The sequence below is a fragment of the Streptomyces thermocarboxydus genome (assembly GCF_024760485.1).
GTDB lineage: Bacteria > Actinomycetota > Actinomycetes > Streptomycetales > Streptomycetaceae > Streptomyces > Streptomyces cellulosae.
The window spans coordinates 5594851-5618709 of sequence record NZ_CP058273.1; the positions used below are offsets into that span (position 1 = coordinate 5594851).

Consider the following 23859-nt stretch of genomic DNA (forward strand, 5'->3'; position numbering starts at 1 on the left):
GGCGGCCGGGCCATGAGGAAGGCGGGAAGCCGGAACGGAGTTCCCGATGTCCCGGAGCCTCCGCGCAGGCGGGGGACTGTCGGTGGCGGGTGACAGGATCACCGGCATGGTTCTCGTACGTACCACTCCACCGCGGCCGGTCGAGGTGACCGAGCTGTTTCCCGAACTGGCCCCGCTGGCGCGTCCCGCGATCCGGCTGCATCCCCGCCCGGGATCGCCGTCGGTCAAGGACAGTTCCGTCGGGGGACCGTTGCTGTGGCCGGCCGACGAACCCTGGCCGCACTGCGAGGACGCGCACCTGCACGGTGACAGCGGCTTCCGTGAGTCACCCGCAGCGATACGGCTCGGCAGATACCGGCGGGCTCAGCAGCATGACGACTCCTACGGCCCCTTGTTCACGCCCGAGGAGGTGGCGGCCCTGGAGCAGAAGGCCGCGAGGCTCGAGGAGCGGCTCGACGCGGGCCCTCCCTGGCCCGATGAGTGCCCGGTCCCGCTGCTGCCCGTGGCCCAGCTGTATCTGCGCGACGTGCCCCTGCTGCGGCCGCCCGGAGAGGCCGATCTGCTGCAGATCCTGTGGTGCCCCTACGATCACGAGCCGGACTGGAAGCCCGCGACCAGGGTGTTCTGGCGCTCGGCCGCCTTGGTCACCGACGTCGTCGCCACGCCACCGGAACCGTACGAGGCCAACTACTCGGGCTATGTGCCGGAGCCGTGTCTGCTGGCCCCGGAAGCGATCACCGAGTACCCCGGCAGCCTCGATCTGAGTCCGGAGGTGAGGCAGGTGGTGGGGGACTGGAGCCGATGGCAGGCGGCACGTGCGGTGGTGGACGGATCGTACGAGGAGTACCCGGCGGAGTACTACGACGCCCACCTGGCCGACACTCCCGGCTGGAAGGCCGGCGGCTGGCCGCCGTGGGGCCGTACCGACCCGATCCCCCGGTACTGCGCCGTCTGCGAGGCCCGGATGGTCCCGCTGCTGACCATCGCCTCTTTCGAATGGGACGGCGAAACGTACGGTTGGGCGCCGCAGGAGGAGCGGGACGCCGCCTACGCCCGCGGCCACCTCGCCGGCCTGGACCCCGCACAGCCGACGCGGGTGGAAGTGGGCAGCACCGACAACATGCAGCTCTACGTCTGCCCGGAGTCCCCCGAGCACCCGCACACCGACTTGATCCAGTGAAAGCGGTCTATGCGCACGGGCAAGGCAAGTCGGGGGCCGCGCGGTTCGGGGAGCAGGTGACCACGGCGAGGGCGAGGTAGGCGGGGCGTTCGAGGTAGTGGCCGTACGACACGTCGCCGCCCGCGTGCAGCCGTTCGGCGGCGGCGTCCACCAGCCGGGCCAGGCGCGCGGTGTCCCGGTCGTGCTCCGTGGCGAACCGCGGGGCGTACTCGGCCAGGCGCTCGCCCAGCCAGGCCGCCGCCTCCTTCGCCTCCTCCCAGGTTCCCCGCACCAGCGAGGGGGGCTTGACGAGCCAGTACGCCGTCTCCAGGGGCGGAAGGTCCGACGTGCGGAACTCCGCGGCGACCTGGCGGTAGCGCTCGATCAGTTCCGGCCTGCTCCCGGCCGGGGGCGGATCGGGGTGCGGGGGCCGCCGCAGGGCCTCGTCGTCGAAGCGGGCCTTCGGGCCGGTCCAGAGGTAGGCGTGGTGGTGCACGTGCTGTTCCCGTTTCCGTGACGAGGAGTACCGGCCGGACGCGCGGGAGGAACGCGGTCCGGCCGGCGGCTGGGGGGAAGGGGAGGGAGGTGTCAGGCGCCCAGGCCGAAGCGGGCCGGGTCGATACCGGCGGCGTCCAGTTCCTCCGTGGTGAACCGCAGGGGCGTTACGTCCGGCCGCTTGCTGTCGCCCAGCGCCCAGGCGTCGTCACCGATCCGGGCCAGGGTCACGCAGCCCTCAGTGCAGGGGCCGCCGCACGCCTTCGTGAACGAGGCCGCGCTGATGTCGAGGGCGTAGAGGTTGGTTCCGTTCCGCATGACTGCACCTTCCAGCTCGTCTGACGCGGCCGGGTCCGGCCGCCGCCGCCCGTGAGGGGCGGGAGTGCACGGAGGGAGCGTGCCGCCTGGTGTTTCCGCAGGTGAGCGGTGGACACGGACGGCTCGTCCCGGATCTCCGTGACCTCAGAGTGGCGGTCGGACGGGGGCGGGGACGAGTGTGGCACCCCGTACGCTGAGTCAGCGTACGGACACGAAGAGTGGACGGTACGTCTGATGATCCGTCAGGCTTGGGGTGGAGCCAGCCGAGCGGTGTGAGAGACGTCGGCGTGGTGCGGTGCGGAGGCGAGGAAAGGGGCGGCGGATGGACGTGGTCGGGGTCGAGGGGGAGGCGACCGGGAGCGCCGGCGGGGTGCGGGCGGTTCCGGCGGGGCCGGTGGGGGAGTGGGAGCGGGAGCCGCAACCGTCGGACAGCCTGCGGACGTTCGGGGCGGTCGTGCAGGCGCTGCGCGAGCACGCGGGGCTGAGCCGGGCGGACCTCGGTGCGAGGGTCCAGTACTCGAAACACACGGTCGAGTCGGTGGAGTTGGGGCGCCGGATGCCGGACGAGGCATTCGTGGAGCGGGCGGAGGAGGCGCTCGGTAACACGGGTGCGCTGCGGAAGGCCGCGCGGCACCTGGCGCGGGGGGAGGCGGGGCTGGCGGCGTGGTTCCGGCGGTGGGCGAGGCTGGAGCGGGAGGCGGTGAGTCTGTGTACGTATGAGTGCCGGTTGGTGCCGGGGTTGTTGCAGTCGGAGGCGTATGCGCGGGCGGTGTTCGACAACAGCATCCCGCTGCTGACCGACGAGCAGACGGAGGCGCAGTTCACGGCCCGAATGGAACGGCAGGCCATGATGCGGGAGCGGCCGACCGTGCCGTTCGGCTTCATCGTGGAGGAGTCGGTGTTCCGGCGCGGGTTGGGCGGGGCGCAGGTTCAGGCGAACATGCTTGACCATGTACTTGAGCTGACTGCGCCGCGCAACGTGACGCTTCAAGTGGTGCCGTTGAAGTTGGAGTTCCACGGGTGCCTGGACGGGCCCGTCCAGTTGGTGGAGACCTCGGAGGGGCGGCGGCTCGGATACTCCGAGGGGCAGCAGAACGGGCGATTGATCTCCGACGCGAAAGAGGTGAGCTTGCTCTGCCGACGCTATGACACACTGCGCTCGCAGGCCCTCAACCCACAGGAATCCCGGGACCTGCTGGAGCGACTGCGAGGAGAGCTATGAGCAGCAGTATGTCGGAACTCGCCTGGTTCAAGTCCAGCTACAGCGGCACCCAGGGTGACAGCTGCGTGGAGGTCGCAATCGCCGAACAGGCCGTCCACGTACGGGACTCCAAGGACGTGACCCGCCCGGCCTTCGCTGTCGGCCGCGAAGGCTGGGGGCAGTTCGTACGGTTCGCGTCGGAGCGATGAGCGACTTGAAGGCGTGCCGTCCGCTGGAGTGGCGGACGGCACACCATCAGCGCGTTCGGGGCGGAGGGTTGGCTGCGAGGGCGCCTTACTCCCCGAGCGAAGCCACCGCCTCCTCGTAACCCCCCGTCGGTGGAGCCGTGTCCGGCCCGTACACCAAGTTCAGCACCCCCGTGCTGAACGTCTCCGACTTCAGCAGCTTCAGCGGGATCGACGACTCCCCCTCGTCGAACAGCCGCATCCCCTGCCGCACCGCGATCGGGTGCACCAGCAGTTGCAGCTCGTCCAGCAGCCCGGCCGCGAGCAGCTGACGGATGATCGAGATGGAGCCGCTCAGCCCGATGTCACCGCCCGGCTCCCGCTTCAGCGCGGCCGCCACCTCGGCGACGTCGCCCTGCGCCTGCTCCGAGTTGCGCCACTGGAAGTCGAGGGGGCTGCGGGAGAACACGATCTTCCGCATGTCGCCGAGCTGCTTGGCGAAGCCCGCGTCCTCCCCGCCTGCGGTCTCGCGTTCCGGCCAGGCGCCGGCGAAGCTGTCGTACGTCACGCGGCCGAAGAGCATGGTGTCGGCGTTGCTCAGACCCGCGCCCACGGCCGCGCCCATCTCGTCGTTGAAGTAGGGGAAGTGCCACTGGTCGGGCGCCTCGACGACGCCGTCGAGCGAGATGAACACGCTGGCCACGATCTTGCGGGACATGGGGTCCTCCTGTGCTGTCGGTCCGTGTACCGAATACGACCGTGGCAGCCCCCGGAACTCATCGCCCGACGGCACGCGAAGAGATGACTCCGGACGGCCGTCCCGCCCCGCCCGTCCGGCGCCGGCGGTCCGTGACACTGCCCAGCCATCCCAGCAGGAACCCGGCCGGCACCGTCACCACCCCCGGGATCGTCACGTCCCACAGCCGGAAGTCGTGCCCCGGCCAGATCGACGTCGGCGTCCCGGACGCGTACGGCGACACCGCGAGCGCGACCACGCACACCGCCGTCGCTCCCCACAGGCACCACAGCGCGCCGCGCGCGGTGAAGCCGGGCCAGTACAGGGCGTACAGCAGGACCGGCGCGAGGGCGGCCCCGCAGAGGGCGAGCCAGAGCGTGGAGACGACGACCAGGTTCCAGTCGGCGCACACGACGGCCACGGCTGCGGCGGCCAGCCCGGTCAGCGCGGCCGACCAGCGCGACGCGGTGCCGTCGAGCCGCCCGGCCGGCCGGTCACCGGAGGCGGCGGCCAGTACGTCCCGGCCGAGGGTGATCCCGGCGGCCAGGGTGACGTCCACGACGGCGGCCAGCGCGGTGAGGAAGAGGACGCAGGCGAGGGCTGCGACCAGGAGGCCGCCGTCGTCCAGCGCCCGCCCCAGCAGCAGCGGCGTGAACACCTGCGCCGACGGCCCGGCCTCCCGCAGCACCCCGCCGACCAGCGCCGCCGCGCCCACACCGACGACGGCGAGAGCCCCGTACAGCAGAACCAGCTCACCGAGCATCCACCGGCCGACGATCCGCGCCCCGCGCGGGCTCTTCGTCGCGATGGCCCGCATCAGTACGGCGGGCATGGCGAGCGTGGCCATGGTCATGCCGAAGATCTGCCCGACCCGGTTCACCGCCCCGACCCATCCGTCACCGGTGTAGCCGCCCGGCCGCAGGAACGCCTCTCCCGCCCCCGACCCGGTGGCGGCCGCGTCGAGCAGCCGCCCGAGGTCCCCGCCGAAGCGGTGCAGGACCAGGAAGGCGGCGACGATCAGCACGGGCAGCGCGATCGCCGACTTGACGATCATCACCACCCCCGTGCCCCGGATCCCGCCGCTGACGGCCAGCGCCGTCATCACACACCCGATGACGACGATGCACCCGGTCCGGGCCCCCGGCTGCCCGAGCACGGCAGCGGCCACATTCCCGACGACCACCAACTGCACGACCAGCAAAGGGAAACAGACCAGCAACGTCACCACACCCCATGCCACCCGCACACCGGATCCGCCGCTCCCACGGGCGTCCAGCAGGTCCGGCGCGGTCAGCGAGGCGTGCGCCCGCAGCGGCTCGACGACGAGCACGAGGAAGAGGAGCACCCCGACGATGCTGCCCAGCATGACGCCGAGCCCGTCGAACCCCGTCGTGGCGACCATGCCCACCAGCACGGTGACGGTCGCGACGGTGGTCGTGTCGCCGCCCATCGCGATGCCCTGCTGCCAGGACCGCAGCCGCCGGCTGTCGGACAGCACGAGCGCGCGGTCGTCCTCGTCGGCGCCGGTGATGACGCACAGCATCAGGCAGATGACGACGAACACGGAGAACACGGCGAACACGAGGGACCGGGAGGAGGGGTCGAGCAACGAGGTCACGCCGCCCACCTCCGGTCGTCCGCCTCCGCGGCTTCGACGGCGTCGACCCGCCGCCCGTACACGACCAGGCCGTGCAGCCCGACGGCCAGCGGCACCAGGACGGCAAGCGCCCCGAGACTCACACAGCCGAGCACGCCGACGCCGTACACCCCGGGCACGAGCGCGGCCCCCGCCACGTACACCAGCCACACGCCGGCGATCCGCACACCGACCCGCAGCCCCACCCCCAGCCGCACACGCTCCGCCTCGTAGAACTCCACGACAACTCCGCTCACATACGTCGGTTACGCCGATACGGGAGGTCGTGGAGTCAACCAGGGACGGAGGGGGTGCAGGCGAGTCACTGTTCCCGCGCCCAACCAGGACCGCGAGAGACGGTGCCGAAGCACTGCACCGGACCCGCGTCAGTCGAGAACGGCCGCGCGAGCACGGTCCCGTGCCCGTCGGCGAGGGCGTACGGGGCACCGTCGAGCGCGGCGACGAACAGGGTCTTCGGTGTGAGCGGGGCGTCGATCGGCGGGACCGAGGGGTCGACGCCCCGCGCCTCGAAGCTGATGCGGTGGGCGCCGAGGCGCGTGATCTGCTCGACGGCGCGGTGACGGGCCGGTTCGTCCAGGTAGGCGAGCGTGGCGGAGTGGGTGACGACGAGTGTGGCGGCGCGCGGGGCGCCGGCAGCCACCCGGGCGAGGTCGGTGGTCAGGTCACCGGTCGTGATCTGCACGCCTTCCTCCGCCGCGACGGCGGCCGCCGCGGTGAGGCGCGCCCGCCGGATCTCGTGCTCCGGCCAGACGAGGGTCTGGAGCCAGGCGAGTGTGTCGGCGTCCGAGGGATCCAGCGGACGCAGGTCGAGCCCCGCACGCCAGACGATGTCCGGCATGGCAGCGGGCGGGACGAGACCGCGGCCGAGGCGGACGTCCATGGAGACGGGGCCGGGACCGTTCACCGGTGTGAGGGCCGCCTCGCCGTTGAAGGTGTAGGCGTAGCGGTCCGGGATCAGGCACAGTCCGGCGGAGGCGCCGATCTCGAACAGGGCGATGGGACCGGGGAGTTGTTGAAGCCCCATGAGGAGCGCGCCGCAGCGGGCAGGCTCGTTGGTCTGCGTCGCCCGCGCCCGGACGGTCGCCTCGAACTCCGCCCAGCGGGTGGTGAGGACACCGCGCAGGGAGTCCACGTCACCGGGCCGCGCCCCATGCCATCGCGCGGCTGCGAACACCAGGTTGGGCTGCTGCTTGCCGGGCGGCAGCGACGCCAACGGTGCGAGGAGGCCGGGGTCGTCGGCAACCGCCTCCGCCCAACGCCGCAACGTGGGTGACGAATCGGCCGCCTGATGGACGGCGAAGTCGCGGTAGCGCTGGGCGAGGGCGTGCGGATCCGGATGCTTACCGGTGGTGTCGTTCATGACGGGAAGCGTGCGGGAGGCCCCCGGCCGAGGTCGACGTTGACCGCGTCAATGTGGGGCCAGCCAGGGCCCGCCCGACACGTCACGCCAGGGCGCGGGGCCGCAACCGCAGCCCGTGCGGGTACTCCTCCAGGGCGTGCGCCATGAGGCCGGGAATCCGGGCGAGGGTGAAGACGACCTCCCCGGCGTCGGCCGGCAGGTCCGCGGCAAGCGTCAGCGCGGCCAGAGCGACGTCGATGTTCGGGTACACGCTGTACTCACGTGCCACCCGCACGGCGAACTCGTCGACCGCGTCGGCCGTTTCGGGGGACACGGCGGCGACACGCTCCAGGAGCGGGGCCGCACGGGGATCGGGACCGACGTACACCTTGTGCCCGAACCCCGGAACCGGGGCATCGGGCACCGTGCGCGTGGAGATCCACGTCCGCAGGGCGGCCGTGGCGGCACGGCTCGCCCCCGCCTGGGCGCGGCCGCTCATCGCGGCCAGCCCGGTGAGGAGCACCATCCACGGGTCGGCGCCGACGCCGGCGGCGGTCCGGGCGGCCAGTGTCGAGGCGGTGAGTTCGTGGTCCACCAGCACGCTCAGCGCCACGTCGAGGGCGCGGGTGACGCTCTCGAACCACGCGCCGCCGGCGGACGCGGGCGTCCAGGCGCGAGCGAGCCGCTGGGCGACGGTGCCGTCCTGCGCGCCGGTCAGCGCCGCGACCGAGACGGCGACGGCGGTGACGGCGACGTCCCGGCAATGCTCGGGTTGGAGAGAGTCACGGCGTTCGTCCCGCGCGGCGCACCGCATCACGGTCCAGCGCACGGCGTCCGCACCCGCCGCCTCACCGGGCCCAGGCTCGTCACAGGCCGTGCTGCTCCACATGGCGTCGGACAGCCCGAGCACATGGCACGCCGTCCACTCGAACCCCCGGTCCGCGCAGTCCGACACGTCGACCTCACGGAAGGCGAGGCGGCCGGACGCGTCGAGCTGGGTGACCTCGGACTCGATCAGTGGCATGGCGCCCGCGCGCGGCCGGCTCCGCGCCCGGGCCAGCGCCAGCACGTCGTCCCGCCGGAACCGTGATACCCGCTGCCCTCCCGGCCCCGTCGTCACCTCCCGCGCGACGACACCGCGCGACACATAGGCGTACAGCGTGGACAGCCGTACCCCCAGGGCCTCGGCGGCCTGCTCGGACGTCATCCAGGGACTGCGCACCCCACGATGATGAGGCACGCGGCGCCGCAGTCACGAGAGCCGACGTCGACGCCGGCCGGACCCCCGGCCCTGGACGGTGAGGGACTGGCCGCCTTCTACGCGGCGGTCATCCAGGGAATGAACCAGCCGCCGTCGACGGGGCGACGCTGGACACACTGGAGCACGTGGTGGACGCGGCGATGGCGGCCTGGCCGGACGCGCCGGCGCCGTGGTGTCCTTCAGGAAAGCAGCCCCTGCCCGAGGGAGAGGTCCTCGTCGTCGACGACGTTGCGCTTGAGCCATGTGGAGTAGAGGACGTCGTCGGCCGTGCACGTGTTGTACAACTTGTTGGTCGTCAGGGTGTGTTCGGTGGTGTGCTTCCTCGGGTTGTGGCCCCAGTCGGTGAGGAAGAAGTTGTAGTGGAGGCCGGATCGGTCGAGGCGTGCGATCGATGCCTTGGTCTGGGCCGCCCAGTCGTCGATGAACGCCGCGGTCTCGGTCGACGTGTGGTTCAGTGCGGCGCCGAAGCGAGTGAGGGTGTCGTCGTAGAGCGTGTTGGCGTGCAGGTACTTGATGGTGCGGGTGACGGCGTCGCAGCGGTGAAGGAGCGCGTCCTCGTAGAGGTCGGTGCCTATGTCGAAGCCCAGGGTCTTCGCGCTGTCGGCCTGCCAGGTCGTGTCCACGATGTCGCGCCAGCGCTCGGAGACGAGTCCGACGCCGTCCGAGAGGCAGTAGACCTTCGAGTCCGTGTAGCGGTCGGCGATCTGCGGTGCGTAGAAGGCCGAGGCCCATGCGCCGGCGCTTTCGCCGGAGACGAGAACCTTGTCGGCCTCCGGGAAGTTGGCGTAGACCCATTCGAGCACGGCCGTCACATTGGTGCGCCCGTTGTGGCGGACCTCGATGGCCGTGCCGTTGTGACGGTAGGTGGTGACGGTGTCGCCGACGTGCAGGTCCCCGGTGCTGTAGGGGACGAAGACGAAGTTCCAGTCACGGAAGGCATTGGCGGTGTTGCGGCGGCCGGCCATTCCGACGAGCCCGGCGGGGAACAGCCGGGTCAGCGAGTTGAAGTAGAACATCCGCAGATCTCGCGTGTAGCCGCGCACGAGGCCGAGGGGACGGATCGGAAGGGCGGCGGTTCTGCCGTCCCAGCAGGCTCCGCCACCGGAGAAGTGGATCACGAGGTTGCTGGACGTGCCGCGCCGGAAGAACATCGCGTACGCGGAGCCGTCGGCGCTCACGGTTGCCTTCCCCAGGTCGACGGTGTGCCATTTGGCGTCCGCGACCTCGTCGATGCCGGCCGCGTGGCTCGGACGGCCGAAGAAGATGAAGTACACGTAGAGGAATCCCAGAACGAGTACGGCACCGATCACCGCCGCGGTCGCCGCCGCGTTCGTCCAGAGGCCGAGGGCGACCGCTGCGCAGATGACTGCGGCCACGGCCCACTTCGCTGCTTTCATGCGTTCACTGCCTGTCTGTGTCGTCGGAGTGCGTGCTCGGTGAGGTCGTGACAGGGCATCCGGGGGGGCGGGCTTATGCCTCCTCGACCAGGGCTGGGCCCCACTCGCCAAGGGCGGGCGCCGGTTCGGCCTGTACCGGCAGTGCGTGTGCGGGATATGCCGTGGTCTCTACCGGTGCGCGGCGCCGAACCAGCGGGTGGCCGCGTTCTCGAACTCCGCGGCGTCGGGGATGCTCTCGCGGGCCCAGGCCACGATGCCGTCCGGGCGCACGAGGAGGGCGCTGAAGCCGAGGCTGTCACGTACGGGGCCGGTGGCGTACCGGATGCGGCCCTGCCACTGCTGCGCCGTGGGTCGCAGTGCCTGATCGGCGGTGAAGTCCAGCGCGACGCCGTGGCCCGTCTGCAGGAGCTCTCCGAGCCGGGTGCCGTCCTCGAAGCAGAAGTCCGGGGCGCTGCTGCCGGCCAGTGGGTGGTTTTCGCCCAGGTCGTAGCGGTGGAACAGGCCGGAGGTGCGGCGGTGGACGTGCGTGGTGCCGTCGGTGGTGCGCATCAGGTCGTGGACCAGCCGGCGCAAGGCGGGGGCGTGGGGGCCCGGGGCCATGGTCGCCACCTGAGCGCGGGACCAGTCCAGGACGGCGGCGCCGACGGGGTGGCGCTCGGTGGTGTAGGTGTCGAGGAGGCCCTCGGGCGCGGTGCCGTGCAGGGTGGCGGCGAGCTTCCAGCCGAGGTTCATCGCGTCGCCGACACCGAGGTTGAGTCCCTGGCCGCCCAGTGGTGAGTGGATGTGGGCGGCGTCGCCGGCGAGCAGGACGCGGCCGTTGCGGTAGCTCGTCACCTGCATGGCGCGGTCGGTGAAGCTGGAGGCGTGGTGCACGTCGTCCAGGGTCACGTCGGTGCCGGAGACACGGCGCAGCACGCTCTGCAGGTGTTCGCGGGTCAGCGGCCCGGAGCGGTCGAAGGCGCCGCCGTCGAAGTCCAGCATGCCCAGGTACCCCTCGAAGGGCGTGCGCAGGAACATGCCGGTCCCGGTCAGGTTGTAGCCCATGGGTAACCGGTCGGGGCCGGCGAAGGTGACCTCGGCGACGTAGCCGGTGAACAGGGGGCCGGTGCCGACGAAGTCGAACCCGGCCAGCCGGCGCACCGCGCTGCGGCCGCCGTCGCAGCCCACGAGGTACCGCGCGCGGTACTGCCGGCCGGCCGCGGTGACGACGACGCCTTCGTCGTCCTGGCCTACCGCGGTGACCGGGGCGTCGCGGACGATCTCCACGCCCAGCGCGGAAGCCCTCTCGGCCAGCACGGTGGTGACCGCGGCCAGGCTGGTCATGAACCCTTCCATCACCGGGCCGGGCAGCCGGCGCGGCAGGACGGTGGTGTCGATGTCGGCCGGGTCCAGCGTCATGCCCGCGAAGTGGCTGAGCTGCCGCGGATCGGGCACTTCGACAGCGTCCGGATCCGCGCCGACCTTCCGCGGATCGGCGCCGGACGCCTTCATGGCTGCGTCCAGCAGTCCGCGGCGGTAGAACGTCTCGGCGGATCCGGCGTTCAGGCCCCGCAGCCCCAAGGGCAGTTCCCCTAGCGGCGGGTGCGGTTCCCGGTCCCGCTCGAGGACGAGGACGGAGCAGCCCGACAGGGCCAGCTCGTCGGCGGCCAACAGCCCGACCGGGCCGGCCCCCGCGACGATGACGTCATGCATGGGAGGTGTCCTTTCTCAAGACCTTGGCCGGCCCGCACCGCCGGAGCGTCATCACAGACGGGCGAGGCCGTCGAGAATGACGGCGATGCCCGTGAGGAACTGTTCGCGGTCGTCGTGATCCCTCATCTGACCGACGACGGCGTGCAGGAACGGATAGGCCTCGGGTGAGAGTTGCTGCCAGCCCGCCGAGGCCGCGTCCAAGTGCTCCTCGCGGTCGACGTCGCCGTCGATGCCGGAGGTGTCTCCTTCGATGCGGGCCTTCTGGCTGACCGCGCCGAGGATGTAGTGCACGAGCGTGGAGGCCGCGTCGAACCAGCGCTCCTGTGGCACACCGAGTGCCTGCACCTGCCGGCCGATGCGCTCGAAGATGCCGACCGTGACCACGCCGGCCGGGTTGCGGATTATCTGCAGGGTCAGTCGCGTGGCCAGCCACGGGTGAGCAGTGATCGCGTCGAACAGGGCCAGGGCGGCCACGCGGATCTCCTCGGTCGGCGTGGACGCCGCGGGAGCGGGCGCCGCGGCCAGCGCCGCCGTCACCACCGTCTGGGTCGCCGCGTCCAGCAGATCGTCGCGCTTGCCCACGTGATACGCGATCGCCCCTGCCCCCGTCGACAGGCGCTCGGTGAGGGCCCGTACGGTCAGGGCGCTCTCGCCTCCCCCGTCCAGCAGCTCGATGGCGGTGGCGAGGATCCGGTCCCTGGAAAGCACCTGATTACGACGCCCTGGGCGGCGCGTTGGCATCGTCATGCCTCCATGATGACATATTTAGTACGCTGCACCAACTTGGTGCTGCGTACCAAGTTGGGTGTGCGACCGCATCGATCCAGCTCGGAGGGTCGTGTCAGGTGCTGCGCAAAAGACCCAGAGATGCCGCCGCACCCCTCCGGGTCCCGCTGAGCAGCAGGTCGGACGGGGTGCGGCGGCGCGCGCCCCAGGGTTGGGTCCTGGGCCTTGCGTTCCTGGAGGAAGTCGCCGATGGCGCGGTCGAGTGCGTCGCCGTCCGCTGCGGCCAGGGCGAGGCGGACAGTGGTGGCATGGGGCGGGCGGATGAGGTTGGGTGCGCAGGCATGGACTCGCTCGGTGCTCATACAGACTCGACGCCCACATGATCACCAACGGCCATGCCTGTTCTACGTCCAGGGTCGCCGCCGACAGAAGTCGACAAGCTGTCACATCCAGTGCACAGCAGGCGAACCACCCACCTCGGCACTTCTGAAAGACCCTGCGTAACGGAGTGAGGCCGATCCTCAGGAGCGTTTGTTGAGCTTCTTGGCTTCGGTAAGGATGCGGCCTCGATCCATGAATCCGACACCGCGATCTCTAAGGATCTTGTCGACGTGGTGCTGCTTGCTGCCGGTACGGAGCAGACGTGCGGCCTCAGCCACCAGGCCATCCTGCTGGGTTGTGGAGGCCGCTGTGGCGCGGTCGTGCGTGGGATGTGGCACACGAGTCCTGCCCATCGTTGTCACCGGGCCTGTTTCTGGCCGGGAAACGACGGCCGCCCGGAAGGGCCGGATCTGGAGGTAGACGCGGATGCCGAACCGTGCGGCTATCAGGAACGTGCCGAGCGACCAGCACGCCAGGAGGATGCCTATGAACTTCAGGACGTCCAGGGCGAGCGGGCCGGTGTAGGTCTTGTCGTCTCCGATCGAGCCCAGCGGTGCCATGAGGAGACAAACACCCGCGACCACACGCCAGTTTCGCCGCCAGAACGTCTGTAGTTCGGCCGTTTCGGGGTTCCGAGCCGTTATGGGCACGGTGGATGCGGAGGAGCGGTGGATGCGGCGTGCCGCGTCGTTGACTGGCTTCATCGCGCCGTCCAGGTGATACCTGAAGAGCGCGATGTTCCACTCCTGGGCGTAGGCCACGGCGGTGGGTGCGTAATCGCTGCCGGTGAAGAAGATCAGCTGTGCGGTCGATCCGTACGGGCGCGCTCCCACGAAGCGTTGCAGTTCCGGACGCCCGACCTGGGCGGCCTGGTACTTGACCTGTCCCAGTGCGCCGGTAGCGCGGACATCGATGCCTGAGTCCGGGCCGCCTGGGCGTGCGGTGGCATCGGTATAGCCCCAGTGGCGCATCCAGCGGGCGGCGTTGAGCTCGGCCTGCTGCCACGACGAAATCTGCATCGGCTGCGGCGTCACAGCTCTTGGCGGCATCTCGGCCACGTTCCCCCTCGCTCCCGGCTCGGCAGATCACTGCGCAAGGCAGAGCAGAACGCACACCTGACAGAGGAATAGCAGGCCGGCGCCGAGCTGCCCCATGGTATGCGGTGTCGTGGTGACCGCAGTAGCGGGAAGCGGTGCAAAGCCAGCAGTCGAGGGTCGGCGTGGCGCCTCGGTCACCGCTACATGCCACTATGACGCGTCACATGAGGAGATGGGGGGCGACGACAGCCATGAGGTACGACCAGAGGCAGGCGGACAAGCTCGATGAGACGATGCTCGAATTGCTGCTGCCGACAAGCGCGGTGGAGTCACTGGGGCAGTGGCTAGCCGACTCCCAGCGCGGCCAGCGGTACGCGAACGGAAGTGGCCCTCACACCATCCCGTACGCGCCATCCACCTGGGTGGCCGTAACGCCCTGGCCCACCACCTTCGCCGACCGGGCGGCGGCCGATTCGGCCTCGGTGAGCCGAGCCGAGGTCGTGGCCGCGGTCCGGGCCGCGGAGCAGTCCGAGAGCTGGGCAGAGGCGTTCGTGGCCACGCAGGTGTGGGGCTACGGTGTTACGGGCTACGGCCCGTACCGCACTCGTCAGGTGCTCGCCCAGCCCAGCGCTGAGGCCGTCCTCACCGAGGCGGTGTCTCTGCTCGTCGACGAGGGCGCGGTCGCAGCCTACGAGGTGCTGCACACTCTCGATGGCCTCGGGCCGGCGTTCCTCACCAAATTCCTCTACTTCGCGGGCCAGGCGCTGTCAGACGTGAAGGGCCCGCGTCCCCTGATCCTCGACAGCGTGCTCGCCGGGGTCCTGCGCAGGCACGCCACGAAGGTTGGACGTGCGGTTGGCTACGAGTGGTCCGAGGCGGTCGCCAAGTGGATCTGGCGCGACAGCGGCTGGAGTTCCCACCGTTACGACGTCTACCTCCGGTGGATGTACGCCGCCAACGAGCGACTCGCGGCCGCGTCGATCGACTGGCCCACAACCCCGGACGTGCTCGAGCTGGCACTTTTCAGTGCCGTCTGGGACCCGGAGTAACCATATCGCCGGGGGTTCACCTTCGGGTGCCCGCTTGGTTCAGGTGCTTGTCCAACGGCCGCCGCCAAGTGCCGAGGCGTCGGACGTCAGCAGACGATGACCGCCCACCTTGGAAATGGTCCCGCCAGGTGGTGTAGGGGATCAAGCGCCGGAACCCGCAGATCGGGGCCGTGGCTATGTCGGGGTAGGTGTCCGGCCCGCCTCAGCAGGACGCCTGGCGGGCTGCCGCGCCGGGACGGCTGCACCGACGTCCGGCCGAGCCGCACGGATCGCCGCGACCAACGAGTACAGGTACGGATTGACCATGGGCCGTTACTTCGTGGGCGGCGACTGCATCAACACGAACCGCACTTGCCGTTCGCCGACGGGGACGTGGGGGACGCCACGGTCACCGCCGCTCCTCGGACGTTGCTAGGCCACTTCGACGACAACTCTCCGTAAAGGCTGACGGGTGCTCAGACATCTCTGACGCACCGTCAACCATTCAAGATCATCTTGCACGTGCGTTGCACAAGGCGCTGAAAAACAACAGTGATCAATGGAGTGCTGCGAAGGTGAGTACTCGCAGGTCAACTGGCGTGTTGAGGTGTGGTGCCCCTTGCCTCCAAGGGGCACGACACCACGCCTCTCAGATGTCCCGGAAAATCTCGATCTGCGCCCCGATCGAGTTCAGCCGCTCCGCCAGGTCCTCGTACCCCCGGTTGATGACGTACACGTTCCGCAGCACCGACGTCCCCTCCGCCGCCATCATGGCGAGGAGGACGACGACGGCCGGGCGCAGGGCCGGCGGGCACATCATCTCCGCCGCGCGCCAGCGGGTCGGGCCCTCGACCAGGACGCGGTGCGGGTCCAGCAACTGCAGGCGGCCGCCGAGGCGGTTGAGGTCGGTCAGGTAGATGGCGCGGTTGTCGTAGACCCAGTCGTGGATGAGGGTCTGGCCCTGCGCCACTGCCGCGATCGCCGCGAAGAACGGCACGTTGTCGATGTTCAGGCCCGGGAACGGCATCGGGTGGATCTTGTCGATCGGCGCCTCCAGCTTGGAGGGCCGTACCGTCAGGTCCACCAGCCGGGTACGGCCGTTGTCCGCGAAGTACTCCGGCGTGCGGTCGTGGTCGAGGCCCATCTCCTCCAGGACCGCCAGCTCGATCTCCAGGAACTCGATCGGCACCCGGCGGACCGTCAGCTCCGACTCCGTCACCACCGCGGCCGCGACGAGGCTCATCGCCTCGACCGGGTCCTCGGAGGGGGAGTAGTCGACGTCCACGTCGATCTTCGGCACGCCGTGCACGGTCAGCGTCGTCGTGCCGATGCCGTCGACCTTGACGCCCAGCGCCTCCAGGAAGAAGCACAGGTCCTGGACCATGTAGTTGGAGGACGCGTTGCGGATGACGGTCGTGCCGTCGTGCCGCGCCGCGGCCAGCAGCGCGTTCTCGGTGACCGTGTCCCCGCGCTCGGTCAGCACGATCGGGCGGTCCGGGGCGACGGCGCGGTCGACCACCGCGTGGTACTGCCCCTCCGTCGCGGCGATGTCCAGGCCGAAGCGGCGCAGCGCGATCATGTGCGGCTCCACCGTGCGGGTGCCGAGGTCGCAGCCGCCGGCGTACGGCAGCATGAAGCGGTCCATGCGGTGCAGCAGCGGGCCGAGGAACATGATGATGGAGCGGGTACGGCGGGCCGCCTCCGCGTCGATCGCCGCGAGGTCCAGCTCGGCCGGCGGCACGATCTCCAGGTCGACGCCGTCGTTGATCCAGCGGGTGCGCACGCCGATGGAGTTCAGCACCTCCAGGAGGCGGTACACCTCCTCGATGCGAGCGACGCGGCGCAGCACCGTGCGCCCGCTGTTGAGCAGTGAGGCGCACAGCAGTGCCACGCACGCGTTCTTGCTCGTCTTCACGTCGATGGCGCCGGAGAGCCGGCGGCCGCCCACCACACGCAGATGCATCGGACCGGCGTAGCCGAGGGAGACGATCTCACTGTCCAGCGCCTCGCCGATGCGGGCGATCATCTCAAGGCTGATGTTCTGGTTGCCGCGCTCGATCCGGTTGACCGCGCTCTGGCTGGTGCCCAGAGCCTCCGCGAGCTGGGTCTGTGTCCAGCCGCGGTGCTGCCTTGCGTCACGGATGAGCTTACCGATGCGTACGAGGTAGTCGTCTGCCATGGGGTTGAGGCTATCTCAGATATGAGATGGCACCTCTTCGGGGGGTCCATTCGGGTGACAGTCGGATGATGTGACGTCAATGTCCCCCGACCATCAGCTGGTCCGGCGGCTGCGGGTGGTGCGCCTCCACCCGAAAGGTCCGGGCAAATCCATCGATGTCGTACGTCGTCCCGTGCTGCTCCGTGTGTACCGGGGGCCGTTCTTCCCGCCTCCGGTGGTGATGGACCACGACTTCTTGTTGATGTTCAGCCGCACCCCCGGAAGGATCCGGAAACTCTTACGGAACGTGAGGGGCATCCTCGTCTCCCTGGTCGGGCCGCTGGGGCTTGTCGATGACTGGATGACTGACTGTGCCTCAGTCGGTTACCCCGGTCCGCCGCAGCCATGACAACCCGTGACAGCCGCCGGGCGCGGCGGCACCGTCTGGGCGGGCGCCGTCGGGACGTGGCGCCTTCCGGGTGCGGCGCCCTCCGGCCGCGCCAGCCGTGGCGCCGAGCCGCCCCCGGCGGGAGGGTGGGGGAAGCAAAGGAGGGAAGAGTGAAGGCGCGTCCAGGGGCCACACCGGAACCCGGGCATGACCATTCCGCCCCCGTGTACTAGAGTTATCTCGACATCGAGATATCTGCCGAGGCGCACCGCGGTCGCCACGCGAGTTAGGCATACCTAACTTAGCCTGACCTCACCGGAACGGCCAAGCCGGCGTGGCGGCACGATTGACGGTGGTACGCGCACATCAATGAAGGAGACTGTCGTGTCGGCGAACAGCTTCGACGCCCGCAGCACGCTGCAGGTGGGCGACGAGTCGTACGAGATCTTCCGGCTGGACAAGGTCGAGGGCTCCGCGCGCCTTCCCTACAGCCTGAAGGTGCTGCTGGAGAACCTCCTCCGCACCGAGGACGGCGCGAACATCACCGCCGACCACATCCGCGCCCTGGGCGGCTGGGACTCCCAGGCGCAGCCGTCGCAGGAGATCCAGTTCACGCCGGCCCGCGTGATCATGCAGGACTTCACCGGCGTGCCCTGTGTCGTCGACCTCGCCACGATGCGTGAGGCCGTGAAGGAGCTCGGCGGCGACCCGGCCAAGATCAACCCGCTGGCCCCGGCCGAGCTGGTCATCGACCACTCCGTCATCGCCGACAAGTTCGGCACGAACGACGCCTTCAAGCAGAACGTCGAGCTGGAGTACGGCCGCAACCGCGAGCGCTACCAGTTCCTGCGCTGGGGCCAGACCGCGTTCGACGAGTTCAAGGTCGTCCCGCCCGGCACCGGCATCGTCCACCAGGTGAACATCGAGCACCTGGCCCGCGTCGTCATGACCCGCGACGGCAAGGCGTACCCCGACACCCTGGTCGGCACCGACTCGCACACCACGATGGTCAACGGCCTGGGCGTCCTCGGCTGGGGCGTCGGCGGCATCGAGGCCGAGGCCGCCATGCTCGGCCAGCCGGTCTCCATGCTGATCCCGCGCGTCGTCGGCTTCAAGCTCACCGGTGAGCTGCAGCCCGGCACCACTGCCACCGACCTGGTGCTCACGATCACCGAGATGCTGCGCAAGCACGGCGTCGTCGGCAAGTTCGTCGAGTTCTACGGCGAGGGTGTCGCCGCCACCTCCCTCGCGAACCGCGCCACCATCGGCAACATGTCGCCGGAGTTCGGCTCCACCGCCGCGATCTTCCCGATCGACGACGAGACGCTGAGCTACCTGCGTCTGACCGGCCGCTCCGAGCAGCAGGTCGCGCTGGTCGAGGCGTACGCCAAGGAGCAGGGCCTCTGGCTGGACCCGAAGGCCGAGCCGGACTTCTCCGAGAAGCTCGAGCTGGACCTGTCCACGGTCGTCCCGTCGATCGCCGGCCCGAAGCGCCCGCAGGACCGCATCGTCCTCGCCGACGCCAAGTCGCAGTTCGAGCAGGACGTCCGCGCCTACGTCAAGGACGGCGGCGACGTCGACGAGGCGATCAAGGAGTCCTTCCCGGCCTCCGACGCCCCGGCCGTCTCCAACGGCGTCCCGTCCAACCCGGTCGAGGTGACCGCCCCCGACGGCACCACCTACACCCTGGACCACGGCGCGGTGACGGTCGCGGCCATCACCTCCTGCACCAACACCTCCAACCCGTACGTCATGGTCGCCGCCGCGCTGGTGGCCAAGAAGGCGGTGGAGAAGGGCCTGACCCGCAAGCCGTGGGTCAAGACCACCCTCGCCCCGGGCTCCAAGGTCGTCACCGACTACTTCGAGAAGGCGGGCCTGACCCCGTACCTCGACAAGGTCGGCTTCAACCTGGTCGGTTACGGCTGCACCACCTGCATCGGCAACTCCGGCCCGCTGCCGGAGGAGGTCTCCAAGGCCGTCAACGAGCACGACCTGGCCGTCACCTCGGTGCTGTCCGGCAACCGCAACTTCGAGGGCCGGATCAACCCCGACGTCAAGATGAACTACCTGGCGTCCCCGCCGCTGGTGGTCGCCTACGCGCTCGCCGGTTCCATGAAGGTGGACATCACCCGCGAGGCCCTCGGCTACGACCAGGACAACAACCCGGTCTTCCTGAAGGACATCTGGCCCTCCGAGGCCGAGGTGAACGACGTCGTGGCGAACGCCATCGGCGAGGACATGTTCTCCAAGTCCTACTCCGACGTCTTCGCCGGCGACGCCCAGTGGCAGGCGCTGCCCATCCCGACCGGTGACACCTTCGAGTGGGACGCAGAGTCCACCTACGTCCGCAAGCCCCCGTACTTCGAGGGCATGCAGATGGAGCCGGCCCCGGTCGAGGACATCACCGGCGCCCGCGTGCTGGCCAAGCTGGGCGACTCGGTCACCACCGACCACATCTCCCCGGCCGGCGCCATCAAGGCCGACACCCCGGCCGGCAAGTACCTCACGGAGCACGGCATCGAGCGCCGCGACTTCAACAGCTACGGCTCCCGCCGCGGCAACCACGAGGTCATGATCCGCGGTACGTTCGCCAACATCCGCCTGCGCAACCAGATCGCGCCGGGCACCGAGGGCGGCTACACGCGTGACTTCACGCAGGAGGGCGGCCCGGTCTCCTTCATCTACGACGCCTCGCAGAACTACCAGGCCGCCGGCATCCCGCTGGTCGTCCTGGCCGGCAAGGAGTACGGCTCCGGCTCGTCCCGCGACTGGGCGGCCAAGGGCACCGCGCTCCTCGGTGTCAAGGCCGTCATCGCCGAGTCCTACGAGCGCATCCACCGTTCGAACCTCATCGGCATGGGCGTCCTGCCGCTGCAGTTCCCGGAGGGCCACACCGCCGAGTCCCTCGGTCTGACCGGCGAGGAGACCTTCTCCGTCACCGGCGTGACCGAGCTGAACGACGGCACGACGCCCCGCACGGTGAAGGTCACCACCGACACCGGTGTCGAGTTCGACGCGGTCGTCCGCATCGACACCCCCGGTGAGGCCGACTACTACCGCAACGGCGGCATCCTGCAGTACGTGCTGCGCAGCCTGATCCGCAAGTAAGCACCCCAGCAGATCGGTCGAGGGCCGCATCCCCGCGTGGGATGCGGCCCTCGGGCGTTCCCGGTGCGCGCCCGCCTCCATGACCGATACGCGCGGTAACCGTTTACATCCCCGCTCCCCGGCGCTACCGTCCCTTCCACGGACGAGGTGGGAGCGCTCCCATATATGAGCGTGGCGGACCGGAACCCGTCGCCGGGGCGCCGCCACCTCGTCCGCCCCCACAGTCGCGGACGGGAGTGTCATGATCACGTCACCGCGCGACCGCGCCGGCGCGAGGACGGCCCGGCGCAAGGGCGACCGGGCCTTGTTCGTCGTTCTCGTCTGCGTCCTCGCCGCCTTGCCGGCGGCCGGCCTCGCCCTGACCGTGGGCGCCGTCACCCCCGCCCGCCCCGACGCGCTGCCCCGCTCCGAACTGCGCGGCCTGCTGCTCTGCCGCGCGGGCCCCCTCACCGGACCTGGTGCACTCACGCCCCCAACACCTCCCGCAACCATCCCAGTTGCCGCCGCACATGCAGCGCGTCCCCGCCCTCATGCCCGTTGAACGGGTAGGCGTGCAGGACCTTCTCCTCCTGGCCGCCCGCCAGTTCCGCGTACCGGTTGTACGCCGCGTACGCCCCGCTCGGCGGACACACCGTGTCGCGCAGGCCCACTCCGAAGTGCGCGGGCGCCTGGGCGCGGCGGGCGAAGGAGATGCCCTCCACGTAGGACAGGGTGTGGTGGACGGCCTCCTCCGCGCCCCGGTGCACCGAGAGGTATGCGCTGATCTCGCCGTACGGAGAGGCGTCCGTGAGGTCCAGCGCGCGCCGGATCCCGCACAGGAAGGGTGCCGTGACCAGGACCGCCGCGAGGTCCGGCACCAGCCCCGCGACCGCCAGCGCGACGCCCCCGCCCTGGCTGTTGCCCGCCACCGCGACCCGGGAGGCGTCCACGCCCGGCAGTGCGCGCACCGCGTCCACTGCCCGCACAGCGTCGGTGATCAGCCGGCGGTAGTGGTAGTCGTGCGGGTCGAGCAGCCCGCGTGCGGCCGGTCCGGGGCCGCCGGGCGCGGTGGCGTGGGGGTCGGGGGTGTCCCCGCCGCATCCGTACTGGTCGCCCTGGCCCCGGTTGTCCATCAGCAGATGCGCGTACCCGGCGTTGACCCAGGTGAGCCGCTCGTGGGGGAGACCCCTGCCGCGCCCGTACCCGGCGAACTCCACCACGGCCGGGAGGGGTTCGCTCACCCCGGCGGGGCGGCTGAACCACCCCCGCACCGGATCGCCCGCGAACCCGCGGAACGTCACGTCCGAGGTCTCCGTCAGCCGCAGCCCGTTGTCCACCGGCTCTGCGGAGAGCAGTGCGTCGCCCGCGTCCGCCGCCTCCTCCCGCGTGCGCGTCCAGAAGTCGTCGAAGTCCGCGGGTTCGGCGACGGCCGGGCGGTAGTGCTCCAGGTCGGCCGGGGGCAGGTCGAACGCGGGCACGCGGCACCTCGCAGGCTCGGACGGACGGCACCCCCGATCGTTGCGGGCGTACCGCAAGAAATTTCGGTGGACGGTAACAGATCTTGGCCCGGTCCCACACCGGTCCGTTGTGGACTTCCGTGCCGCCGTGACGCAGCAAAAGTCGCCTGCGCACCACCCATTGACAGCGCTTACTGCGGCTCATAAGTTGCCGCGGAGTTACCGGGAAGGGCTCGAAAGTTTCGGTTCTGTGTGAGGCACGGGAGGCCCGGGCAATGAGCAGCTCCACCACGTCGGCTCCGCCTCCGGGCACCCAGGAGCCGCCTCCGGCGCCCCCGCCACGGCGGCGCACCCGGTCACCCTCGCCCACCGGCTGGCGGCGCGCGCTGCGCAAGGACTGGCAGCTGTACTCGCTGGCCGTGCTGCCGCTGCTGTTCTTCCTGGTGTTCCGCTATCTGCCGATGCTCGGCAACGTGATCGCGTTCCGCCGGTTCGAGCCGGGCGGCTCGGTCTTCGGCGAGTACTGGGTGGGCCTGCGCTACGTCGAGATGTTCCTGTCCGATCCGACGTTCTGGCAGGTCTTCCGCAACACCCTGTGGATCGGCGGTCTGACGCTCGTCTTCTGCTTCCCCGTCCCGATCGTGCTCGCCCTGCTGCTCAACGAGGTCCGCCGCAGGTCGTTGAAACGATTCGTGCAGTCGGTGTCGTACCTGCCGCACTTCCTGTCCATCGTGATCGTCGCCGGCATCACGATGCAGATGCTCGCCACGGACGGCCCCGTCAACCATGTCCTCGGCTGGTTCGGGCACGACCCGGTCCGGTTCATCCAGGAACCCGAATGGTTCCGCACCATCTACGTCGGCTCCGAGATCTGGCAGACCGCCGGCTGGGGCACGATCCTCTACCTCGCCGCGCTCACCACCATCGACGAGGACCTGTACGAGGCCGCCCGGATCGACGGCGCGAACCGCTGGCGGCAGATCTGGCACGTCACCCTGCCCGGCATCCGCCCCACCATGATCACGCTGCTGATCCTCAACATCGGCACGTTCCTGGCCGTCGGTTTCGAGAAGGTCCTGTTGCTGTACAACCCGCTGACGTATCCCACCGCCGACGTGATCTCCACCTACCTCTACCGCACGGGTGTGGAGTCCAACAGCTTCAGCTACGCCGCCGCCATCGGCCTGTTCGAGGCGGTCATCGGCCTGGTGCTGATCACCTCGGCCAACCAGCTGTCGCGCCGCACGGTGGGGACGAGCCTGTGGTGAGCACCATCCGCCCCTCGCGGGGGTACCGCGTCTTCCAGGGCGTCAACGGCGTGATCCTCACCCTGGTCGTGCTGATCACGCTGTACCCGTTCGTGAACATCGTCGCCCGCTCGTTCAGCGGCGAGAAGGAGATCCGCGCCGGTGACGTGACGCTGTGGCCCAAGGGCTTCAACCTCACCACCTACGAGATCGTCTTCTCCGACTCGATGTTCTGGCGGAACTACGGCAACACCGTCCTCTACACGGTCGTCGCCACCGCCGTCGCCATGGTGCTGACCACCTGCTACGCCTACGTCCTGTCCAAGCACCACCTCAAGGGCCGGGGCGCGCTCGTCGGGATCGCCGTGTTCACCATGTTCTTCACCGGCGGCCTCATCCCCAACTACGTCCTGATCACCAGCCTCGGGCTGAAGAACAGCGTGTGGGCCATCGCCCTGCCGAACGCGATCAGCGTCTTCAACCTGCTGGTGATGAAGGCCTTCTTCGAGAGCCTGCCGTCGGAGCTGGAGGAGGCCGCGCAGATCGACGGCCTCAGCGCCTACGGCATCCTGCTGCGGATCGTGCTGCCGCTGTCCAAGGCGGTCGTCGCGACCATGGTGCTGTTCTACTCGGTGTCCTTCTGGAACTCCTGGTTCTCGGCGTTCCTCTACATGGACCGCACCGAGCTGATGCCGGTCACGGTCTATCTGCGCAACCTGCTCGCGGGCGCCACCGGAGGCACCGCCGCCGGCGCGGGCACCGAGAACCTCAGCCAGGTCAACGCCAACATCCAGGCGGTGACGATCGTGCTCACCTCGCTGCCGATCCTCTGCGTGTACCCGTTCGTGCAGCGCTACTTCGTCTCCGGCGTGATGCTCGGCGCGGTCAAGGGCTGACGGCCGCCGGCGCG

Annotated in this window: 21 protein-coding genes; 7 read left to right on the top strand and 14 right to left on the bottom strand. The window is 70.0% G+C overall.

The window, feature by feature from the left end:
• Positions 1–106 precede the first annotated feature (106 nt).
• On the top strand, positions 107–1180 hold the full coding sequence (locus AY578_RS25705) for a hypothetical protein (protein WP_161232696.1): 1074 nt from the start codon (positions 107–109) through the stop codon (positions 1178–1180).
• 7 nt (positions 1181–1187) lie between these two features.
• Here the strand turns inward: AY578_RS25705 and AY578_RS25710 are convergent, their stop codons facing one another.
• Entirely contained in the window at positions 1188–1655 is a 468-nt protein-coding gene (locus tag AY578_RS25710) for a hypothetical protein (protein WP_258905686.1), read from the bottom strand.
• Positions 1656–1747: 92 nt separating this feature from the next.
• The gene (locus AY578_RS25715) at positions 1748–1972 is read right to left on the bottom strand and encodes a DUF397 domain-containing protein (protein WP_019523510.1); all 225 of its coding nucleotides are present in this window, start codon (positions 1970–1972) and stop codon (positions 1748–1750) included.
• 322 nt (positions 1973–2294) lie between these two features.
• Between AY578_RS25715 and AY578_RS25720 the strand changes: the two genes are divergently transcribed.
• Together AY578_RS25720 and AY578_RS25725 are read left to right on the top strand one after the other, a co-directional pair.
• On the top strand, positions 2295–3194 hold the full coding sequence (locus AY578_RS25720) for a helix-turn-helix domain-containing protein (RefSeq protein WP_258905688.1): 900 nt from the start codon (positions 2295–2297) through the stop codon (positions 3192–3194).
• Complete coding sequence (locus AY578_RS25725) at positions 3191–3382, top strand: DUF397 domain-containing protein (protein WP_026243629.1); 192 nt, start codon at positions 3191–3193, stop codon at positions 3380–3382. Before AY578_RS25720 ends, AY578_RS25725 begins: the two co-directional genes overlap by 4 nt.
• Before the next feature lie 85 nt (positions 3383–3467).
• Here the strand turns inward: AY578_RS25725 and AY578_RS25730 are convergent, their stop codons facing one another.
• The 9 genes from AY578_RS25730 to AY578_RS25770 form a co-directional block, all read right to left on the bottom strand.
• Entirely contained in the window at positions 3468–4076 is a 609-nt protein-coding gene (locus AY578_RS25730) for a dihydrofolate reductase family protein (protein ID WP_136238044.1), read from the bottom strand.
• 58 nt (positions 4077–4134) lie between these two features.
• Positions 4135–5712, bottom strand: a complete 1578-nt coding sequence (locus tag AY578_RS25735) for a sodium:solute symporter family transporter (protein ID WP_258905691.1) — start codon at positions 5710–5712, stop codon at positions 4135–4137.
• Positions 5709–5987 carry a hypothetical protein gene (locus AY578_RS25740; RefSeq protein WP_158693619.1) on the bottom strand — a complete coding sequence of 93 codons (279 nt, stop codon included), beginning with the start codon at positions 5985–5987 and terminating at the stop codon, positions 5709–5711. Before AY578_RS25740 ends, AY578_RS25735 begins: the two co-directional genes overlap by 4 nt.
• Before the next feature lie 65 nt (positions 5988–6052).
• Complete coding sequence (locus AY578_RS25745) at positions 6053–7111, bottom strand: DUF2332 family protein (protein WP_240801014.1); 1059 nt, start codon at positions 7109–7111, stop codon at positions 6053–6055.
• An 82-nt stretch (positions 7112–7193) separates the two neighbouring features.
• Positions 7194–8312 (bottom strand): citrate/2-methylcitrate synthase, encoded by a 1119-nt coding sequence (locus AY578_RS25750; RefSeq protein WP_240801015.1) that lies wholly within the window; start codon positions 8310–8312, stop codon positions 7194–7196.
• A 218-nt stretch (positions 8313–8530) separates the two neighbouring features.
• On the bottom strand, positions 8531–9748 hold the full coding sequence (locus AY578_RS25755; protein ID WP_136238047.1) for a pectin acetylesterase-family hydrolase: 1218 nt from the start codon (positions 9746–9748) through the stop codon (positions 8531–8533).
• 168 nt (positions 9749–9916) lie between these two features.
• Positions 9917–11440 (bottom strand): FAD-dependent oxidoreductase, encoded by a 1524-nt coding sequence (locus AY578_RS25760; RefSeq protein ID WP_136238048.1) that lies wholly within the window; start codon positions 11438–11440, stop codon positions 9917–9919.
• Between the two features lie 51 nt (positions 11441–11491).
• Positions 11492–12187, bottom strand: coding sequence for a TetR/AcrR family transcriptional regulator (locus AY578_RS25765; protein WP_206310368.1), 696 nt, complete (start codon positions 12185–12187; stop codon positions 11492–11494).
• Between the two features lie 500 nt (positions 12188–12687).
• Positions 12688–13596 (bottom strand): restriction endonuclease, encoded by a 909-nt coding sequence (locus AY578_RS25770; protein ID WP_136238112.1) that lies wholly within the window; start codon positions 13594–13596, stop codon positions 12688–12690.
• 239 nt (positions 13597–13835) lie between these two features.
• On the opposite strand from AY578_RS25770, the gene AY578_RS25775 reads away from it, so the two are divergent.
• Positions 13836–14633 (top strand): 8-oxoguanine DNA glycosylase OGG fold protein, encoded by a 798-nt coding sequence (locus AY578_RS25775; RefSeq protein WP_136238051.1) that lies wholly within the window; start codon positions 13836–13838, stop codon positions 14631–14633.
• Positions 14634–15261: 628 nt separating this feature from the next.
• Here the strand turns inward: AY578_RS25775 and AY578_RS25780 are convergent.
• Positions 15262–16791 carry a type II toxin-antitoxin system RelB family anti-toxin gene (locus tag AY578_RS25780; protein ID WP_019523500.1) on the bottom strand — a complete coding sequence of 510 codons (1530 nt, stop codon included), beginning with the start codon at positions 16789–16791 and terminating at the stop codon, positions 15262–15264.
• A 93-nt stretch (positions 16792–16884) separates the two neighbouring features.
• Positions 16885–17088: a DUF4236 domain-containing protein gene (locus AY578_RS25785; RefSeq protein ID WP_078504521.1), complete on the bottom strand. Its 204-nt coding sequence runs from the start codon at positions 17086–17088 to the stop codon at positions 16885–16887.
• 454 nt (positions 17089–17542) lie between these two features.
• Here AY578_RS25785 and acnA point away from each other — a divergent pair, with 454 nt between their 5' ends.
• A complete protein-coding gene (acnA, locus tag AY578_RS25790; RefSeq protein ID WP_019523498.1) occupies positions 17543–20266 on the top strand; it encodes an aconitate hydratase AcnA in 2724 nt (907 codons plus the stop codon).
• Positions 20267–20730: 464 nt separating this feature from the next.
• Here the strand turns inward: acnA and AY578_RS25795 are convergent, their stop codons facing one another.
• On the bottom strand, positions 20731–21723 hold the full coding sequence (locus AY578_RS25795; RefSeq protein WP_215188194.1) for an acetylxylan esterase: 993 nt from the start codon (positions 21721–21723) through the stop codon (positions 20731–20733).
• Between the two features lie 254 nt (positions 21724–21977).
• Between AY578_RS25795 and AY578_RS25800 the strand changes: the two genes are divergently transcribed.
• Both AY578_RS25800 and AY578_RS25805 read left to right on the top strand, forming a co-directional pair.
• On the top strand, positions 21978–22970 hold the full coding sequence (locus AY578_RS25800; RefSeq protein ID WP_019523496.1) for an ABC transporter permease: 993 nt from the start codon (positions 21978–21980) through the stop codon (positions 22968–22970).
• A complete protein-coding gene (locus tag AY578_RS25805; protein WP_028961648.1) occupies positions 22964–23845 on the top strand; it encodes a carbohydrate ABC transporter permease in 882 nt (293 codons plus the stop codon). The genes AY578_RS25800 and AY578_RS25805 overlap by 7 nt, the downstream gene beginning before the upstream one ends.
• Positions 23846–23859 lie beyond the last annotated feature (14 nt).

Excerpts from the sequence above, each read along its gene's own strand:
- AY578_RS25730 (WP_136238044.1), bottom strand. The coding sequence starts at position 4,076 with ATGTCCCGCAAGATCGTGGCCAGCGTGTTCATCTCGCTCGACGGCGTC.
- AY578_RS25785 (WP_078504521.1), bottom strand. The coding sequence starts at position 17,088 with ATGCCCCTCACGTTCCGTAAGAGTTTCCGGATCCTTCCGGGGGTGCGG.
- AY578_RS25775 (WP_136238051.1), top strand. The coding sequence starts at position 13,836 with ATGAGGTACGACCAGAGGCAGGCGGACAAGCTCGATGAGACGATGCTC.
- AY578_RS25765 (WP_206310368.1), bottom strand. The coding sequence starts at position 12,187 with ATGACGATGCCAACGCGCCGCCCAGGGCGTCGTAATCAGGTGCTTTCC.
- AY578_RS25760 (WP_136238048.1), bottom strand. The coding sequence starts at position 11,440 with ATGCATGACGTCATCGTCGCGGGGGCCGGCCCGGTCGGGCTGTTGGCC.
- AY578_RS25755 (WP_136238047.1), bottom strand. The coding sequence starts at position 9,748 with ATGAAAGCAGCGAAGTGGGCCGTGGCCGCAGTCATCTGCGCAGCGGTC.
- AY578_RS25720 (WP_258905688.1), top strand. The coding sequence starts at position 2,295 with ATGGACGTGGTCGGGGTCGAGGGGGAGGCGACCGGGAGCGCCGGCGGG.
- AY578_RS25770 (WP_136238112.1), bottom strand. The coding sequence starts at position 13,596 with ATGCCGCCAAGAGCTGTGACGCCGCAGCCGATGCAGATTTCGTCGTGG.
- AY578_RS25715 (WP_019523510.1), bottom strand. The coding sequence starts at position 1,972 with ATGCGGAACGGAACCAACCTCTACGCCCTCGACATCAGCGCGGCCTCG.
- AY578_RS25745 (WP_240801014.1), bottom strand. The coding sequence starts at position 7,111 with ATGAACGACACCACCGGTAAGCATCCGGATCCGCACGCCCTCGCCCAG.
- AY578_RS25725 (WP_026243629.1), top strand. The coding sequence starts at position 3,191 with ATGAGCAGCAGTATGTCGGAACTCGCCTGGTTCAAGTCCAGCTACAGC.
- AY578_RS25780 (WP_019523500.1), bottom strand. The coding sequence starts at position 16,791 with ATGGCAGACGACTACCTCGTACGCATCGGTAAGCTCATCCGTGACGCA.
- AY578_RS25705 (WP_161232696.1), top strand. The coding sequence starts at position 107 with ATGGTTCTCGTACGTACCACTCCACCGCGGCCGGTCGAGGTGACCGAG.
- AY578_RS25800 (WP_019523496.1), top strand. The coding sequence starts at position 21,978 with ATGAGCAGCTCCACCACGTCGGCTCCGCCTCCGGGCACCCAGGAGCCG.